The organism is Ectothiorhodospira shaposhnikovii (assembly GCF_047222355.1).
Taxonomy (GTDB): domain Bacteria; phylum Pseudomonadota; class Gammaproteobacteria; order Ectothiorhodospirales; family Ectothiorhodospiraceae; genus Ectothiorhodospira.
Genome location: NZ_CP178333.1, coordinates 1,550,490 through 1,568,556 on the forward strand (window position 1 = coordinate 1,550,490; position 18,067 = coordinate 1,568,556).

The 18,067-nt window shown below is 59.6% G+C and carries 12 protein-coding genes, 1 tRNA gene and 1 pseudogene; 12 read left to right on the forward strand and 2 right to left on the reverse strand.

Going from position 1 to position 18,067, the window contains the following annotated elements; translation table 11 throughout:
* Nucleotides 1-60 precede the first annotated feature (60 nt).
* The 4 genes from ACLF6L_RS07115 to ACLF6L_RS07130 all read left to right on the forward strand — a co-directional run bounded on the left by ACLF6L_RS07115 (nt 61) and on the right by ACLF6L_RS07130 (nt 3,693).
* Nucleotides 61-1,290 carry an aspartate kinase gene (locus tag ACLF6L_RS07115; RefSeq protein WP_238618293.1) on the forward strand — a complete coding sequence of 410 codons (1,230 nt, stop codon included), beginning with the start codon at nt 61-63 and terminating at the stop codon, nt 1,288-1,290.
* Nucleotides 1,291-1,447: 157 nt separating this feature from the next.
* Nucleotides 1,448-1,633, forward strand: coding sequence for a carbon storage regulator CsrA (gene csrA, locus ACLF6L_RS07120; RefSeq protein ID WP_040405939.1), 186 nt, complete (start codon nt 1,448-1,450; stop codon nt 1,631-1,633).
* 114 nt (nt 1,634-1,747) lie between these two features.
* Nucleotides 1,748-1,838: transfer RNA gene (locus tag ACLF6L_RS07125), tRNA-Ser, on the forward strand.
* Nucleotides 1,839-2,070: 232 nt separating this feature from the next.
* Nucleotides 2,071-3,693: a methyl-accepting chemotaxis protein gene (locus ACLF6L_RS07130; RefSeq protein ID WP_412852656.1), complete on the forward strand. Its 1,623-nt coding sequence runs from the start codon at nt 2,071-2,073 to the stop codon at nt 3,691-3,693.
* Between the two features lie 248 nt (nt 3,694-3,941).
* On the opposite strand, the gene ACLF6L_RS07135 is transcribed toward ACLF6L_RS07130, so the two are convergent.
* Complete coding sequence (locus ACLF6L_RS07135; protein ID WP_412852657.1) at nt 3,942-4,688, reverse strand: transposase; 747 nt, start codon at nt 4,686-4,688, stop codon at nt 3,942-3,944.
* 92 nt (nt 4,689-4,780) lie between these two features.
* Here ACLF6L_RS07135 and tnpA point away from each other — a divergent pair, with 92 nt between their 5' ends.
* The 3 genes from tnpA to tnpC are packed head-to-tail and all read left to right on the forward strand — an operon-like array spanning nt 4,781 to nt 7,220.
* Complete coding sequence (gene tnpA / locus ACLF6L_RS07140; protein ID WP_412851408.1) at nt 4,781-5,161, forward strand: IS66 family insertion sequence element accessory protein TnpA; 381 nt, start codon at nt 4,781-4,783, stop codon at nt 5,159-5,161.
* On the forward strand, nt 5,158-5,520 hold the full coding sequence (tnpB, locus tag ACLF6L_RS07145) for an IS66 family insertion sequence element accessory protein TnpB (RefSeq protein ID WP_090209625.1): 363 nt from the start codon (nt 5,158-5,160) through the stop codon (nt 5,518-5,520). The genes tnpA and tnpB overlap by 4 nt, the downstream gene beginning before the upstream one ends.
* A 59-nt stretch (nt 5,521-5,579) precedes the next feature.
* Complete coding sequence (gene tnpC / locus ACLF6L_RS07150) at nt 5,580-7,220, forward strand: IS66 family transposase (RefSeq protein WP_412851407.1); 1,641 nt, start codon at nt 5,580-5,582, stop codon at nt 7,218-7,220.
* A 32-nt stretch (nt 7,221-7,252) separates the two neighbouring features.
* Here tnpC and ACLF6L_RS07155 read toward each other — a convergent pair.
* Nucleotides 7,253-7,627, reverse strand: a pseudogene (locus ACLF6L_RS07155) (hypothetical protein); the annotation flags it as partial.
* A 161-nt stretch (nt 7,628-7,788) separates the two neighbouring features.
* On the opposite strand from ACLF6L_RS07155, the gene ACLF6L_RS07160 reads away from it, so the two are divergent.
* The 5 genes from ACLF6L_RS07160 to ACLF6L_RS07180 all read left to right on the forward strand — a co-directional run bounded on the left by ACLF6L_RS07160 (nt 7,789) and on the right by ACLF6L_RS07180 (nt 17,792).
* On the forward strand, nt 7,789-9,351 hold the full coding sequence (locus ACLF6L_RS07160) for an ATP-binding protein (RefSeq protein WP_412852658.1): 1,563 nt from the start codon (nt 7,789-7,791) through the stop codon (nt 9,349-9,351).
* A gap of 575 nt (nt 9,352-9,926) precedes the next feature.
* On the forward strand, nt 9,927-11,489 hold the full coding sequence (locus ACLF6L_RS07165) for an ATP-binding protein (protein ID WP_412852659.1): 1,563 nt from the start codon (nt 9,927-9,929) through the stop codon (nt 11,487-11,489).
* Nucleotides 11,490-12,064: 575 nt separating this feature from the next.
* Nucleotides 12,065-13,621: an ATP-binding protein gene (locus ACLF6L_RS07170; RefSeq protein WP_412852660.1), complete on the forward strand. Its 1,557-nt coding sequence runs from the start codon at nt 12,065-12,067 to the stop codon at nt 13,619-13,621.
* A gap of 492 nt (nt 13,622-14,113) precedes the next feature.
* A complete protein-coding gene (locus ACLF6L_RS07175; protein ID WP_412852661.1) occupies nt 14,114-15,667 on the forward strand; it encodes an ATP-binding protein in 1,554 nt (517 codons plus the stop codon).
* A gap of 565 nt (nt 15,668-16,232) precedes the next feature.
* Nucleotides 16,233-17,792, forward strand: coding sequence for an ATP-binding protein (locus ACLF6L_RS07180; RefSeq protein WP_412852662.1), 1,560 nt, complete (start codon nt 16,233-16,235; stop codon nt 17,790-17,792).
* Nucleotides 17,793-18,067: the final 275 nt, after the last annotated feature.

Sequence of the window (18,067 nt, forward strand, 5' to 3'; positions counted from 1 at the left end):
GTTCTTCCACATGGCAAGGCAGTATTGTCTAATGACAAGCCTATATCCAAGTAAAAGAATATGTCTTTAATCGTCCAAAAATACGGCGGTACCTCGGTCGGCAGCATTGAGCGCATTCAGAACGTGGCCGATAAGGTCATGGCGGCGCGTCGGCAGGGGCATGAAGTGGTGGTGGTGGTCTCCGCCATGAGCGGCGAGACCGACCGGCTGCTGGGACTGGCCAGAAGCATTCGCTCCAACATTGATGGTCGCGAGCTGGATGTCCTGCTCTCCACCGGAGAGCAGGTCACCATCGCCCTGTTGGCCATGGCCCTGGAAGCCAAGGGATGTCCGGCCCGTTCCTATACCGGCGCCCAGGTCCAGATCCTCACCGACAGCGCCCATAACAAGGCCCGTATCCGTGACATCGACGGCGCTCGCGTGCGACGTGATCTGGCTGACGGCAAGGTGGTGGTGGTGGCCGGATTCCAGGGGGTGGACGAGCTGGGCAATATCACTACCTTGGGGCGTGGCGGTTCCGACACCACGGCCGTGGCGCTGGCGGCAGCGCTCAAGGCCGATGAATGCCAGATCTTCACCGATGTGGACGGGGTGTACACCACTGATCCCCGCGTCGTTCCCAAGGCCCGGCGGCTGAGCCGCATCACCTTCGAGGAGATGCTGGAAATGGCCAGCCTGGGGTCCAAGGTTCTGCAGATACGCGCCGTCGAATTCGCCGGCAAATACAATGTACCGTTGCGTGTTCTATCCTCTTTTCAGGAAGGGGAAGGCACGCTCATTACTTTTGAGGAAGAGAGCATGGAGCAGGCGCTCATTTCCGGGATCGCCTTTAACCAGAACGAAGCCCAGTTGACCGTTGCCGGTGTGCCCGATCAGCCCGGTGTGGCCTATCGACTGCTGGGTGCTGTGGCAGATGCCAACATCGAAGTGGACATGATCGTCCAGAACGTGGGAGCCGACGGCACCACGGACTTTACTTTCACCGTCCATCGCAATGATTTTGAAAAGGCTCTTGGGATCGTCCGTTCCCGTGCCGAGGCCTTGGGTGCCCGTCAAGTGACCGGTGACGACAAGATCGTCAAGATCTCCATTGTCGGCGTTGGCATGCGGTCTCATGCCGGCATCGCCAGCAAGATGTTCGAGGCCCTGGCGGCCGAGGGCATCAACATTCGCATGATTTCCACTTCCGAGATCAAGATCTCAGTGGTGGTGGATGAAAAGTATCTGGAACTGGGCGTGCGTGCCCTGCATGATGCCTTCGAGTTGGAGCATGCCCAGTCCGGCAAGTGATCAGGCGCCCGCAAGTGAGTGCAGGTGCCCTGATGGGCGGACCTGGATCCGGTCCGCCCTTGGAAGCAAAGAACCGGCATCAAGCCGGTCGAATACCGGACCGCAGAGTCCGGACTATAAAACACAAGGTGATTGAATCCAGTCTGGAGAAAGGAATATGCTTATTTTAACTCGCAGGGTTGGTGAAACCCTCATGATCGGTGACGAAGTCACGGTCACGGTTTTGGGCGTGAAGGGCAACCAGGTACGTGTAGGTATCAATGCGCCCAAGGATGTTGCCGTGCATCGTGAAGAGATTTACGAGCGCATCCAGCGCGAGCAGGAAACGGAAGGCAACGCCTGATTTTTGCCTTTAAGGACTTTACGTAAGCTCATCATTTGGGTAGTATATCGGCTTGCCGTCGGAGTTAAGGACGGCGTGGCGGCAAGCTAAATAAGATCAGCCAGCCAGAATACCGGAGAGATGGCCGAGTGGTCGAAGGCGCTCCCCTGCTAAGGGAGTATGGGTCAAAAGCCCATCGAGGGTTCGAATCCCTCTCTCTCCGCCATATGCCATGCAAAAGCCCCTGAAATCAGGGGCTTTTTGCTTTCTAGGCATCCGATAGCCATACCCTATTCCACAGCCCGATAGGGCAACGCGCAAAGCACTTCTTCCTCTTGACCGCTGGCTGACGCCTCGTGCCTGAGTTAGGCTCGTGGCCGAGTGGTCAAGAACCACTTGGTAATGCCGATAAGAAAACAATGAAGTACGCTTGGCGTACGCCACAGAATCCCAGAGCCATGTTGTCCTCCCTGACCATTGGCCGCAAGCTGGCCGCCTCTTTCAGCATTGTCCTCGTGATACTGCTGGTGATTGCCCTGATTGGCTGGAATGGCCTGAGTCGGATGGGTGATGCGCAGGAGCGTGTGGCGGAGATCTACGAGCAGGCCATCTTTCAGGTGCAAAAAGAGGTGGATCACTTGGTCTGGGTGAACAATCTGGCCAATGTCTTTGTGCTCGGAACCGAGTTCCGGGGTCAATTGGACTATACCCGGTGTGACTTCGGACAGTGGTACTACGGTTTTCGTGGCAGCGATGCCTATCAACTGGCGCCCGCGGATTTCCGGCGTACTTTTGATGCCATTGAGCAGCCGCACCGGGAATTGCATCAGACAGCCATTCGTATCCTGCGTGCCATGGAAAATGGCAATCGGGGTCAGGGACTGGAGATCTACCAAGGGCAGACCTTGGGTCACCTTAACACTCTCCGGGGGTTGCTGGATGAACTGGGTGCCGGGCTCAGTGAGCAACGGGAGGTCGTGAAGGCGCAAGCAGAGCGCACCGCCATGGCTTCCGCCACCACCATGAGCATCACCGTCTTGACGGCGGTGGGTCTGGCCGTGCTGTTGGGTTGGCTGCTCACCCGGGTCATCGTCACCCCCTTGAGAACCACCACGGCACATCTGCAATCCATCGCCGAGGGTGACGGAGATCTTACGCGGCGCCTGCCGGTGCAGGGGCGGGATGAGGTGGCAGATCTGTCCCGGGCCTTCAACGGCTTTGCGGATCGTGTCCACGGTCTGGTGAAGCAGGTGGTGGGGGCTTCTGCGCAATTGGCGGCTGCCGCGGAGGAACTCTCCGCCACCAGTGGAGAAATGCGTCAGCAGGTACGGCGCCAGCAATCGGAGGTGGAGCAGGTGGCCACCGCCATGAATGAGATGGCGGCCACGGTCCAGGAAGTGGCGCGCAATGCCACCGAGGCGGCGAGCACCACGCGCAGCACCGATGATCAGTCCAGGGAAGGGACCCGGGAGGTTGAGCGGACTATCGACACCATCCGGGCCCTGGCTCGGCAGGTGGAGGAATCCGCCGAGGTCATCGGTACCGTGTCGGCGGACAGCGACGAGATCGGCAAGGTGCTGGATGTGATCCGCGGCATCGCCGAGCAAACCAACCTGCTGGCCCTGAACGCAGCCATCGAGGCAGCCCGGGCTGGAGAACAGGGTAGGGGATTTGCGGTGGTGGCCGACGAGGTGCGTACGCTGGCGTCCCGCACCCAATCTTCTACCAATGAAGTGCAGGAGATGATCGAGCGCCTGCAGTCTGGTGCCGCGAAGGCGGTCAAGTCCATGGGCGAAGGACGCACCAAGGCTCATGCGGGTGTGGAGCAGGCGGCGCGTACGGGAGAATCCCTGCTGGTGATCAATCGTTCCATCGGGACCATCAATGACATGAATGCCCAAATTGCCAGTGCTGCCGAGGAGCAGTCCGCGGTGGCCGAAGAGGTCAACCGCAACGTGATCAACATCAATGAAGGTGTTGAACAGACGGCGGCGGGTGCCGACCAGATCACTGCCGCCAGCGAGGAGTTGGCGCGCCTTGCCGCCGATCTGCAAGATCGCGTGGGACGGTTTAAGGTGTGACCACTGTTCCCTAAAAAGTTATTTATAAACAGATAATTACTTATTATTTCTAATCTATTTTGAAGTTTTATTTTTGAAAAATAAACTCTTACATTGGTTTTTTAAATTATTTTCTAAGGTAGATGGAAAATTTCATTGAAAACAGATGGATGGAGTTCCAACTGATTTTCCGTGTGTGAAGTGTCACGTGGAACATGCGCTGATTTTTTGGGGGGGAAGGAGCCGGCCAGTGGCTGGTTTGATGATGATCAGGCGGCTTTTCGGTTGAAGATGGCCCTGGAAACTCGGATACCTCGCACTCTCTGTTTTCTTTTTCTGGCGGCCAACTCGCAAAGTGAATCAGGGGCGCCGATGACGGGGCCGAAGGACTTGAGCATGCTGGCCGACTGAGCGACGAAAGCCTCAGTTTCCATGCCCAGGCGTAACAGAAGGCGAGGTGTCCTTTCCGGGATGAGGCCGCGTTTCATGGGGTGTATACAGCGCCCCAGGGTGTCAACCAACTCCAGGTAATCCTCGAAGGCAAAAGGAATGGCGATTTCAAAGCGTGTCGCCGGATCGAACGGTATCAAGGGGGCTGGTTGCAGTGATTTGAGATGCTGCTCCGAGCGCAGTTTCCCCGTTTCGGAGGCATGGTCTGCGCTGGTACTGGACCGTGAGCGTGAGACATGGCAGGTGACCCTGCTGCTGTCGGCCGGCTTTCTTCGTTGCGCTTGAGTTCTGGCGACATTTCGGATGCGGCGAGCTATGCCGGTGAACTCGCATCCCTGTAGATCCTGTGCGATTCCGGCACGGACAGGGTTTAGATCCACATAAGCCATGGCGGCCAGTAACGCCTGTTCATCCAGTAGGGCCTGACTTTTAAAACGCCCTTCCCAGAAACGCCCTTTCACGCCATCTTCCTGATTGGCTTGACGGGCGATGGACTCATTAAGAACCCGCATGAACCAGGAGAGGTCGTGCAGCCTGGCGCGATACAGTTCCGCGTGCTCTTCCACTTGGTATCCGTCCGGTAGCCCCCGTATTCCATAGTCCCCACTGATCCTCCATCGTCACCGGTACGATCTCAAGCAATAAGGGGATGTGGCGGATGAGCAGAGGTATCCAACAGCGCAAGCGCGCTTTCTGGAAGGATCTGGTCCAGCAGTGGGCGGCCTCAGGCCAGAGCAAGGCGGCCTTCGCCCGTCAGCATGGGGTCACGCCCCGCCAGTTATCGCAATGGGCGGCGCGGTACCCGGAGTGGGTGCTGGGCGAGGCTGAGCCAGGGCGCGCGCCTTCGAAGCCGACAGCCGTGCCGCAGCGGTTTTTGGCGGTCCGCACGGTGGAGGACAAGCCCGATCCCGTGGCCCTGTCGCTGCAGCCCGGGGTTGGACCGGTGGTCGTGGCATTGGGCAATGGCCGACGGTTGGAACTGTATCCGGGGTTCTGCGCGCAGACCTTGAAACGGGCCATGCAGGTGCTGGAGGCATGATCGGCTGGCCCACGGGGATGGCCATCCATCTGGCAGTGGCGCCGGTGGATTTCCGCAAGGCCTTCGATGGCTTGTGTATCGAGATTGTTGAGGTGCTGGAGCGGGATCCACTCAGCGGCGAGCTGTTCGTCTTCCGCAACCGGGCCGGAGACAAGCTCAAGGCCCTGTACTGGGATGGTCAGGGCTTCGTGATGATCTACAAGCGCCTGGAGAAGGGGCGCTTCAAGTGGCCCCATCACGCCGAGGGTGATGCAGAGGAGGTTCGGCTCTCCCGCAGCCAGTTGCAGGCTTTGTTCGAGGGCATCGACTGGCGGCGCCTGGAAATGCCCCCACGATGCCTTGCCACCGCCACCGGTTAATAGATAATTATTATCTATAAGTCAGCCACTTAGCGCGCCATGAATGGTAAAATGCGGGCATGTCGAACACCGCTGCACAAGGCCTGCCGACGCCCCCTCCCAACCTGCGCGAGTCTCAACTTCGCGCCGCCGTGGCAGAGCGCGATGAGGTCATCGCGCAGCAGTCCCAGCAGCTCGTTCAGCTGCAGTCCACGGTCAATGAACTGAGCGAACAACTGCAGCGCCTCAAGGACCAGGTCCTTGAAGCACAGCGCAAACGCTTCGGGCAAAGCTCTGAACGCGGCCGTTACCTCCAGGAGGATCTATTCCATCCGCTGGAGGCACCCATCCCCGAGCAGGACGAAGAAGAGGCCGCCGCCCAGGCGCCCACGAAACGGCGCAAGACCCAACCGCCCCGGGGCCGCCGTGCCCTGCCACCGGAACTGCCCCGGGAGACGATGCGCTACGACTACGACGATGAAACCCGGGCCCAGCTGGAGGCACAGAACGGTGGCCCGCTGGAAGAGATCGGCGTCGATGTGACCGAGACCCTCGAGTACGCCCCCGGGCATCTGTACGTCAAGCGCCATGAAGTGCCCAAGTATGCAATCCGGGGTGATCAGGGGGAGCGCACCATCGTCTCCCCACCACGCCCCTCGCCGCCGATCCCCGGCGCTCAGGTGGGTGCCAGCCTGCTGGCCCATACCGTGATCAGCAAGTTCGCGGATCACCTGCCGCTCAACCGCATCAGTCAGCAGCTGGCCCGGGATGGTTATGACGTTCCCCGCCAGCGGCTGTGCGATTACGTGCTGCTGTCCGCCTCGGTCCTGGCCCCGCTGGCCGACCTCATCCGCCAGGATGCCCTGGCCAGTCCGGTGTTGCACAGTGACGACACCACGGTGCCGCAACTGGAGAAGGGTCGACGACAAACCCGAACCTGCCGCCTGTGGCTCTACCTGGGCCGCGGGCGGGAAGACGGCATCATCCCGGTGTTCTACGACTACACCACCAACCGATCCCAGGAAGGTCCACTGGCACACCTGCGTGACTACCAGGGATATCTGCAAGCCGATGCCTATGCGGGCTACCTCAATGCCGAACGGATCCAGGCGGCGCTGGTCTGGTGTGCCTGCTGGTCCCATGCCCGGCGCCCGTTCGAAAAGATCGCCCGCAAACACAAGCAGCGCGGCCGCGTGCATCTCATCATGAAGCTGATCACCGCGATCTACCAGGTGGAATCGCGCCTGCGAAGGCAAGGGATCAATGATCCCGAGCTGATCCGGCAGGAACGCCAGCGGCGCACGGTGCCGATCCTTAAGCGCCTGCGTCGGCTGCTGGACCGCATCCTGCCCAGCCTGCCTCCCCGGGGGGAGTTCGCCGGGGCGATCCGCTACACCCTCAACCACTGGCAGGCCCTGCTGCGCTTCACCGAGGATGGCCGCCTGGAGCCCGACAACAACCGCGGCGAACGTGCCCTGCGCGGCGTATGCGTGAGTCGCAAGAACTGGAACTTCACCGGCTCGGAGAATGGCGGTCACGCCCTGGCCATCCTGCTCACCCTCCTGGAGACCTGCAAGCAGAACGGGGTGAACCCCCGTCACTATCTGATCGATGTGCTTGAGCGCATCCAGGATCATCCCGCCAATCGCCTCCACGAACTGCTGCCCTATCACTGGGCACCGCTGGCCCAGAGTTGCGGGGAGCATGCCAGCCCCGACTGACGGCTGGCTATACGGGGGCTACCGGACGGATACTCCACTTGGGTGGCCTCTGCCGCTGAAAGCCGTTCCGGACCTTCTGAAAGGTAGCGCTGCACGGAGGAGGGGCCATTGAACAACTGTGTCCAGCGTTTCAATACCTCATCCGTTCCCCAGTCCATGCCACGTCCGGCATCGACACGCAGCACAATGTGATAGTGATTGGACATGACCGCGTAGGCGGCAATGTCGATGGCGAAGATGTTGGACAGAGCCAACATGCGTTCCTCGATCCAACCCCGCCGATGCTCGTAGTTCATGCCGGTGAACTGATCGCGGCCACACAAAAAAGCACGCCTTACGCATCGGCTGACCACGTGGTACGAGGGCGTTTCAGAAAGCGAGACTTGTTCGTGACGAGGTTGAGCCATGAAAGCATCATAGCGCATTCCTTAAAGGGTTTCAATAAAGTGGGTGTCCAAATAAAAATTGAAGCTAAACAAAAATCGAAACAAAACAACTCCAAAAAGACAGGCAGCAGCTTCATGGTATTCTGCCCCGACAATGAACCTCCAGGAGCCGAGTTCCTTCCATGGCTACCCAGCTCAATCTCCCCATCGGAGTGCAATCCCTCGCCGAGATCATCAAAGAGGGTTACTACTACGTGGACAAGACCCCCTGGCTGCATCGGCTGATCAAGGAAGGGAAGTATTACTTCCTCTCCCGGCCCCGCCGCTTCGGCAAGAGCCTGCTGCTGGACACCCTCAAGGAACTGTTTGAGGCCAACGAGCCCCTGTTCCGCGGCCTGTATATCCATGACCGCTGGGATTGGCAGACCCGTCATCCGGTCGTCCGGATCAGTTTTGCCGATGGGGTCATGCAGAGCCGGGACACCCTGGATGCCCGTATCCGGCACCTGCTGACACTCAACCGAAAGCGCCTGAATATCGACCACAGCGGTGCGCCGGACATTGCGGGTGAGTTTTCCGATCTGATCCGCATGGCCCATCAGCAGCACGGGCAGCGGGTGGTGGTCCTGATCGACGAATACGACAAGCCCATCCTGGACAACATCACCGATGCCGATGTGGCCCGCGAACTGCGGGAAGGGCTGAAAAACCTGTATTCCGTCCTCAAGGATGCCGATCCCCATCTGAAATTCTGCCTGCTCACCGGTGTGTCCAAGTTCAGCAAGGTCAGCCTGTTCTCGGGGCTGAACAACCTCAACGACATCACCCTGGACAAGCCCTTTGCCCCCATCTGCGGCTACACCGACGAGGACATCGATACCGTCTTTGCCCCCGAGTTACCGGGCCTGGACCGGGACCAGATCCGGCAGTGGTACAACGGCTATCGCTGGGGAGATGAGACAACGCCGGCGGTCTATAACCCGTTTGATGTGTTGCTGCTGTTCCAGAAACGGGAGTTCCGGCCCTACTGGTTTGAAAGTGCCACGCCCTCATTTCTGGTCAAGCTCTTGTCTGAGCGAGGCGTTTTCACCCCCCGTCTGGACCGTCTGCAGACCAAGGCCAGTCTGTTGGGCCGCTTCGACGTAGACGAGATTGCCACCGAGGCGCTCTTGTTCCAGACCGGCTACCTCACCGTGCACAAGGTGGAGGAACCCATCACCGGTTACTGGCTCTATACCCTGGGTTACCCCAACCGGGAAGTGGAGGCCAGCCTGAACGAATCCCTGCTGCCGGCCCTGGGTCTGGAGGCCTCACGGGCGCAGGAGTCCCAGATGCAGGCGCTCATGGCCCTGCGCAATCATGACCTGCCGGCCCTGGAAACCCACTTCAAGGCCTTGTTTGCCGGTCTGCCCCACGACTGGTATCGCAACAACCCCATTGCCCAGTATGAAGGCCATTACGCCAGCGTGTTCTACAGCCACCTGGCCGCCCTGGGGCTGGCCATCACCGTGGAAGATGCCGGCAACACCGGCCGGGTGGACATGACGGTGGATTTCAATGGCCACATCTATCTGTTCGAGTTCAAGGTGGTGGAGCAGGTGCCGGAGGGCAGGGCGTTGCGGCAGCTCCAGGACAAGGGCTACGCCGACAAGTACCGGGGGCAGGGCAAGCCCATCCACCTTATCGGGGTGGAGTTCTCCAGGGAACAGCGGCAGATCATCGCCTTTGACGTGCTGAGCCTTTGATCCGACCGGGCCTGTGAATCGTGGCCGTGGGAGCGGGCCTGCCCGTGAAAACGGTTGTGAAAACGGTGCGGAATACCGAACACGCCCTTTTCTTCACTTCCGCGCTCTTTCGTCACTCCCGCGAAAGCGGGAGTCCAGGATCCTTCAGTCCATTCCCGGCCGATGGATTCCCGCTTGCGCGGGAATGACGCAGATTTATCCGGCGCGGATTTATTCAGCGTGGCAATGGCCCTCGGCCACGGGTCAATCCGCTACACACAACGCACAAAGTAAAGCCCCGTCACTGTCCATGTGACGGGGCTTTGTGTCGCGCGGCCGGGCCATCCCTGGAATCTTCCGTGAGCCTGAGAGTTCATCCGTGAGCGCCGATACATGGCGACGGGATCAAAATCCCATACCTCCAAGATGGATACAACCGCTTGGCGTCAAAAATGAGAAATGGTTCATATTTTCTTTTGTCGTTATCCAGGGGGGGGAACGCCTTTGGGTGCGCACCCGCGCTCACGACCAAAGGCCAGCCCCGGCTTCGTGGTATTCTGCCCCGACAGTGAACCTCCAGGAGCCGAGTTCCTTCCATGGCTACCCAGCTCAATCTCCCCATCGGCGTACAGGCGTTCGGCAAAATCCGCACCGGCGGGTTCTACTATGTGGATAAAACCCCTTACCTTCATCAGCTGATCGATGAAGGCAGCTATTACTTCCTCTCCCGCCCCCGCCGCTTCGGCAAGAGCCTGCTGCTGGACACCCTCAAGGAACTGTTTGAGGCCAACGAGCCCCTGTTCCGGGGCCTGTACATCCATGACCGCTGGGACTGGCAGACCCGCCATCCGGTCATCCGGATCAGTTTTGCCGATGGGGTGATGGTCAATCGGTCGGCACTGGATACCCGCATCCGGCACCTGCTGCAATCCAACCGGGAACGCCTGGGCATCGAACACAGCGGCGCCCAGGACATCGCTGGCGAATTTTCCGATCTGATCCGCATGACCCATCAGCAGCACGGGCAGCGAGTGGTGGTCCTGATCGACGAATACGACAAGCCCATCCTGGACAACATCACCGATGCCGATGTGGCTCGTGAACTGCGGGAGGGGCTGAAAAACCTGTATTCCGTCCTCAAAGACGCCGATCCCCACCTGAAATTCTGCCTGCTTACCGGTGTCTCCAAGTTCAGCAAGGTCAGTTTGTTCTCCGGACTGAACAACCTGCGTGACATCACCCTCTCCCGGGATTACGGCGCCATCTGCGGCTACACCGACGAGGACATCGATGCCGTCTTTGCGCCGGAACTACCGGGCCTGGATCGGGATCAGATCCGCCATTGGTACAACGGTTATCGCTGGGGGGATGAGCGGTTGCCCTCGGTCTACAACCCCTTTGACGTACTGTTGCTGTTCCAGGAGCGGGAGTTCCGGCCCTACTGGTTTGAGAGTGCCACGCCTACATTCCTGGTCAAGCTGCTTTCCGAGAGAGGTGTCTTCACCCCCCGTCTGGACCGTCTGCAGACCAAGGCCAGTCTGTTGGGCCGCTTCGACGTGGACGAGATTGCCACCGAGGCCCTGTTGTTCCAGACCGGCTATCTCACCGTGCACAAAGTGGAGGAACCCATCACCGGTTACTGGCTCTATACCCTGGGTTACCCCAACCGGGAAGTGGAGGCCAGCCTGAACGAATCCCTGCTGCCGGCCCTGGGTTTGGAGGCCTCACGGGCGCAGGAGTCCCAGATGCAGGCGTTCATGGCCCTGCGCAATCATGACCTGCCGGCCCTGGAAACCCACTTCAAGGCCTTGTTTGCCGGTCTGCCCCACGACTGGTACCGCAACAACCCCATTGCCCAGTATGAAGGCCATTACGCCAGCGTATTCTACAGTCACCTGGCCGCCCTGGGGCTGGCCATCACCGTGGAAGATGCCGGCAACACCGGCCGGGTGGACATGACGGTGGATTTCAATGGCCACATCTACCTGTTCGAGTTCAAGGTGGTGGAGCAGGTGCCGGAGGGCAGGGCGTTGCGGCAGCTCCAGGACAAGGGCTACGCCGACAAGTACCGGGGGCAGGGCAAGCCCATCCACCTTATCGGGGTGGAGTTCTCCAGGGAACAGCGGCAGATCATCGCCTTTGACGTGCTGAGCCTTTGATCCGACCGGGCCTGTGAATCGTGGCCGTGGGAGCGGGCCTGCCCGTGAAAACGGTTGTGAAAACGGTGCGGAATACCGAACACGCCCTTTTCTTCACTTCCGCGCTCTTTCGTCACTCCCGCGAAAGCGGGAGTCCAGGATCCTTCAGTCCATTCCCGGCCGATGGATTCCCGCTTGCGCGGGAATGACGCAGATTTATCCGGCGCGGATTTATTCAGCGTGGCAATGGCCCTCGGCCACGGGTCAATCCGCTACACACAACGCACAAAGTAAAGCCCCGTCACTGTCCATGTGACGGGGCTTTGTGTCGCGCGGCCGGGCCATCCCTGGAATCTTCCGTGAGCCTGAGAGTTCATCCGTGAGCGCCGATACATGGCGACGGGATCAAAATCCCATACCTCCAAGATGGATACAACCGCTTGGCGTCAAAAATGAGAAATGGTTCATATTTTCTTTTGTCGCCCAGGGGGAGGGAATATCTTTGCGCTCGCAACCAAAGGCCGCTCCCGCAAGGCCAGCCCAGGCTTCGTGGTATTCTGCCCCGACAGTGAACCTCCAGGAGCCGAGTTCCTTCCATGGCTACCCAGCTCAATCTACCTATTGGCGTACAGGCGTTCGGCAAAATCCGCACCGGCGGGTTCTACTATGTGGATAAAACCGCCTACCTTCATCAACTGATCGATGAAGGCAGCTATTATTTCCTCTCCCGACCCCGCCGCTTCGGCAAAAGCCTGCTGCTGGACACCCTCAAGGAACTGTTTGAGGCCAACGAGCCCCTGTTCCGCGGCCTGTATATCCACGACCGCTGGGATTGGCAGATCCGCCATCCGGTCGTCCGGATCAGTTTTGCCGATGGGGTGATGGTCAATCGGTCGGCACTGGACACCCGCATCCGGCACCTGCTGCAATCCAACCGGGAACGCCTGGGCATCGAACACAGCGGCGCCCAGGACATCGCGGGCGAATTTTCCGATCTGATCCGCATGGCCCACCATCAGCACGGCCAGCGGGTGGTGGTCCTGATCGACGAATACGACAAGCCCATCCTGGACAACATCACCGATGCCGACGCGGCCCGCGAACTGCGGGAGGGGCTGAAAAACCTGTATTCCGTCCTCAAGGACGCCGATCCCCATCTGAAATTCTGCCTGCTCACCGGTGTGTCCAAGTTCAGCAAGGTCAGTTTGTTCTCCGGACTGAACAACCTCAACGACATCACCCTGGACAAGCCCTTTGCGCCCATCTGCGGCTATACCGACGAGGACATCGATACCGTCTTTGCGCCGGAACTACCGGGCCTGGACCGGGAGCAGATCCGACAGTGGTACAACGGCTATCGTTGGGGAGATGAGACAACGCCGGCGGTCTATAACCCGTTCGATGTGTTGCTGCTGTTCCAGAAACGGGAATTCCGGCCCTACTGGTTCGAAAGTGCCACGCCCACCTTCCTGGTGAAGCTCCTCGCCGAACGCGGTCTTTACACCCCGCGGCTGGATACCCTGGAAACGGAGGCCGCACTTCTGGGCCGCTTCGACGTGGACGAGATTGCCACCGAGGCCCTGTTGTTCCAGACCGGCTATCTCACCGTGCACAAGGTGGAGCAGCCCATGACCGGTTACTGGCTCTACACCCTGGGCTATCCCAACCGGGAAGTGGAGGCCAGTCTCAACCAGGCCTTGCTCCCGGCCCTGGGCATGCCCAGGGCGGCCCAGCAGCGCATCAGTCTGTTTCGTGCCCTGCAGGCCCACGACCTGCCGGCCCTGGAAACCCACTTCAAGGCCCTGTTTGCCGGCCTGCCCCACGACTGGTATCGCAACAACCCCATTGCCCAGTATGAAGGCCATTACGCCAGCGTGTTCTACAGCCACCTGGCCGCCCTGGGGCTGGCCATCACCGTGGAAGATGCCGGCAACACCGGCCGGGTGGACATGACCGTGGATTTCAATGGCCACATCTACCTGTTCGAGTTCAAGGTGGTGGAGCAGGTGCCGGAGGGCAGGGCGCTGCGGCAGCTTCAGGACAAGGGTTATGCCGACAAGTACCGGGGGCAGGGCAAGCCCATCCACCTCATCGGCGTGGAGTTCTCCAGGGAACAGCGGCAGATCATCGCTTTTGATGTGTTGAGCCTTTGATCTGGATACCAAACATGCCCTTTTCGTTACTCTCTCGCTCTTTCGTCACTCCCGCGAATGCGGGAGTCCAGGATCCTTCAGTCCATTCCCGGCCGATGGATTCCCGCTTGCGCGGGAATGACGCAGATTTATCCTGCATGGCAACGGACCTCGGCCACGGGTCAATTACACACAACGCACAAAGTAAAGCCCCGTCACTGTCCATGTGACGGGGCTTTGTGTCGCGCGGCCGGGCCAATCCCTGGAATCTTCCGTGAGCCTGAGAGTTCATCCGTGAGCGCCGATACATGGCGACGGGATCAAAATCCCATACCTCCAAGATGGATACAACCGCTTGGCGTCAAAAATGAGAAATGGTTCATATTTTCTTTTGTCGTTATCCAGGGGAGGGGAACGCCTTTGGGTGCGCACCCGCACTCACGACCAAAGGGCAGCTCCGGCTTCGTGGTATTCTGCCCTGACAGTAAATCTCCAGGAGCCGAGTTTCATTCCATGGCGACCCAGCTCAATCTCCCCATCGGCGTACAGGCGTTCGGCAAAATCCGCACCGGTGGATTCTACTATGTGGATAAAACCCCCTACCTTCATCAGCTGATCGATGAAGGCAGCTATTACTTCCTCTCCCGGCCCCGTCGCTTCGGCAAGAGCCTGCTGCTGGACACCCTCAAGGAGCTGTTTGAGGCCAACGAGCCCCTGTTCCGCGGCCTGTATATCCACGACCGCTGGGATTGGCAGACCCGTCATCCGGTCATTCGACTGAGTTTTGCCGATGGGGTCATGGGCAGTCGTCAGGCATTGGACCAGCACATTGAAGAGCTGTTGCGTGAACACTCGGAAAGGCTGGGTATTACCCTGAGCAATGAAAGTATTCAGGGGCGGTTCCGGGAATTAATCACTGGGGCCCACCATCAGCACGGCCAGCGGGTGGTGGTCCTGATCGACGAATACGACAAGCCCATCCTGGACAACATCACCGATGCCGACGCGGCCCGCGAACTGCGGGAAGGGCTGAAAAACCTGTATTCCGTCCTCAAGGACGCCGACCCCCATCTGAAATTCTGCCTGCTCACCGGTGTCTCCAAGTTCAGCAAGGTCAGTCTGTTCTCCGGACTGAACAACCTCCGTGACATCACCCTCTCCCGGGATTACGGCGCCATCTGCGGCTACACCGATGAGGACATCGATACCGTCTTTGCGCCGGAACTACCGGGCCTGGATCGGGATCAGATCCGCCATTGGTACAATGGTTATCGCTGGGGGGATGAGCGGTTGCCCTCAGTCTACAACCCCTTTGACGTACTGTTGCTGTTCCAGGAGCGGGAATTCCGGCCCTACTGGTTTGAGAGTGCCACGCCTACGTTCCTGGTCAAGCTCCTCGCCGAACGCGGTCTTTACACCCCGCGGCTGGACACCCTGGAAACGGAGGCCGCACTTCTGGGCCGCTTCGACGTGGACGAGATTGCCACCGAGGCCCTGTTGTTCCAGACCGGGTATCTCACCGTGAACAAGGTCGAGCAGCCCATGACCGGTTACTGGCTTTACACCCTGGGCTATCCCAACCGGGAAGTGGAGGCCAGTCTCAACCAGGCCTTGCTCCCGGCCTTGGGCATGCCCAGGGCGGCCCAGCAGCGCATCAGTCTGTTTCGCGCCCTGCAGGCCCATGACCTGCCGGCCCTGGAAACCCACTTCAAGGCCTTGTTTGCCGGTCTGCCCCACGACTGGTACCGCAACAACCCCATTGCCCAGTATGAAGGCCATTACGCCAGCGTATTCTACAGCCACCTGGCCGCCCTGGGGCTGGCCATCACCGTGGAAGACGCCGGCAACACCGGCCGGGTGGACATGACGGTGGATTTCAATGGGCACATCTACCTGTTCGAGTTCAAGGTGGTGGAGCAGGTGCCGGAGGGCAGGGCGTTGCGGCAGCTTCAGGACAAGGGTTACGCCGACAAGTACCGGGGGCAGGGCAAGCCCATCCACCTCATCGGCGTGGAGTTCTCCAGGGAACAGCGACAGATCATCGCCTTTGACGTGCTGGGCCTATGATTCGACCGGGCTTGTGAGTCGTGGGCGTGGGAGCGGGCCTGCCCGTGAAAACGGTGCGGAATACCGGACACGCCCTTTTCTTCACTTCCGCGCTTTTTCGTCACTCCCGCGAAAGCGGGAGCCCAAGATCTTGAGTCCGTTACCGGCCGATGGATTCCCGCTTGCGCGGGAATGACGCAGATTTATCCGGCGCGGATTTATCCAGCGTGGCAATGGCCCTTGTCCACGGGTCAATCCGCTACACACAACGCACAAAGTAAAGCCCCGTCACTATCCATGTGACGGGGCTTTGTGTCGCGCGGCCGGGCCAATCCCTGGAATCTTCCGTGAGCCTGAGAGTTCATCCGTGAGCGCCGATACATGGCGACGGGGTCAAAATCCCATACCTCCAGGATGGATACAACTGCTTGGCGTCAAAAGTGCGAAATGGTTCATATTTTCTTTTGTCGTTATCCAGGGGAGGGAACGCCCTTGCGCTCGCAACCAAAGGCCGCTCCCGCAAGGCCAGCCCCGGCTTCGTGGTATTCTGCCCCGACAGTGAACCTCCAGGAGCCGAGTTCCTTCCATGACTACCCAGCTCAATCTCCCCATCGGCGTACAGGCGTTCGGCAAAATCCGCACCGGCGGGTTCTACTATGTGGATAAAACCCCTTACCTTCATCAGCTGATCGATGAAGGCAGCTATTACTTCCTCTCCCGCCCCCGCCGCTTCGGCAAGAGCCTGCTGCTGGACACCCTCAAGGAACTGTTCGAGGCCAACGAGCCTCTGTTCCGCGGCCTGTATATCCACGACCGCTGGGATTGGCAGACCCGTCATCCGGTCATTCGACTGAGTTTTGCCGATGGGGTCATGGGCAGTCGTCAGGCATTGGACCAGCACATTGAAGAGCTGTTGCGTGAACACTCGGAAAGGCTGGGTATTACCCTGAGCAATGAAAGTATTCAGGGGCGGTTCCGGGAATTAATCACTGGGGCCCATCAGCAGCACGGGCAGCGGGTGGTGGTCCTGATCGACGAATACGACAAGCCCATCCTGGACAACATCACCGATGCCGTCGTGGCCCGCGAACTGCGGGAAGGGCTGAAAAACCTGTATTCCGTCCTCAAGGACGCCGATCCCCATCTGAAATTCTGCCTGCTCACCGGGGTCTCCAAGTTCAGCAAGGTCAGTTTGTTCTCCGGACTGAACAACCTCCGTGACATCACCCTCTCCCGGGATTACGGCGCCATCTGCGGCTACACCGACGAGGACATCGATGCCGTCTTTGCGCCGGAACTACCGGGCCTGGATCGGGATCAGATCCGCCATTGGTACAACGGTTATCGCTGGGGGGATGAGCGGTTGCCCTCGGTCTACAACCCCTTTGACGTACTGTTGCTGTTCCAGGAGCGGGAGTTCCGGCCCTACTGGTTTGAAAGTGCCACGCCCTCATTTTTGGTCAAGCTCTTGTCGGAGCGAGGCGTTTTCACCCCCCGTCTGGACCGTCTGCAGACCAAGGCCAGCCTGTTGGGCCGCTTCGACGTGGACGAGATTGCCACCGAGGCGCTCTTGTTCCAGACCGGCTACCTCACCGTGCACAAGGTGGAAGAACCCATCACCGGTTACTGGCTCTATACCCTGGGTTACCCCAACCGGGAAGTGGAGGCCAGCCTGAACGAATCCCTGCTGCCGGCCCTGGGTCTGGAGGCCTCACGGGCGCAGGAGTCCCAGATGCAGGCGCTCATGGCCCTGCGCAATCATGACCTGCCGGCCCTGGAAACCCACTTCAAGGCCCTGTTTGCCGGACTGCCCCACGACTGGTACCGCAACAACCCCATCGCCCAGTATGAAGGCCATTATGCCAGCGTGTTCTACAGCCACCTGGCCGCCCTGGGACTGGCCATCACCGTGGAAGACGCCGGCAACACCGGCCGGGTGGACATGACCGTGGATTTCAATGGCCACATCTATCTGTTCGAGTTCAAGGTGGTGGAGCAGGTGCCGGAGGGCAAGGCGCTGCGGCAGCTCCAGGACAAGGGCTACGCTGACAAGTACCGGGGGCAGGGCAAGCCCATTCATCTTATCGGGGTGGAGTTTTCCAGGGAACAGCGGCAGATCATCGCTTTTGATGTGCTGAGCCTTTGATCCGACCGGGCCCGTGAATCGTGGCCGTGGGAGCGGGCCTGCCCGTGAAAACGGTGCGGAATACCGAACACGCCCTTTTCTTCACTTCCGCGCTCTTTCGTCACTCCCGCGAAAGCGGGAGTCCAGGATCCTTCAGTCCATTCCCGGCCGATGGATTCCCGCTTGCGCGGGAATGACGCAGATTTATCCGGCGCGGATTTATTCAGCGTGGCAATGGCCCTCAGCCACGGGTCAATCCGCTACACACAACGCATAAAGTAAAGCCCCGTCACTGT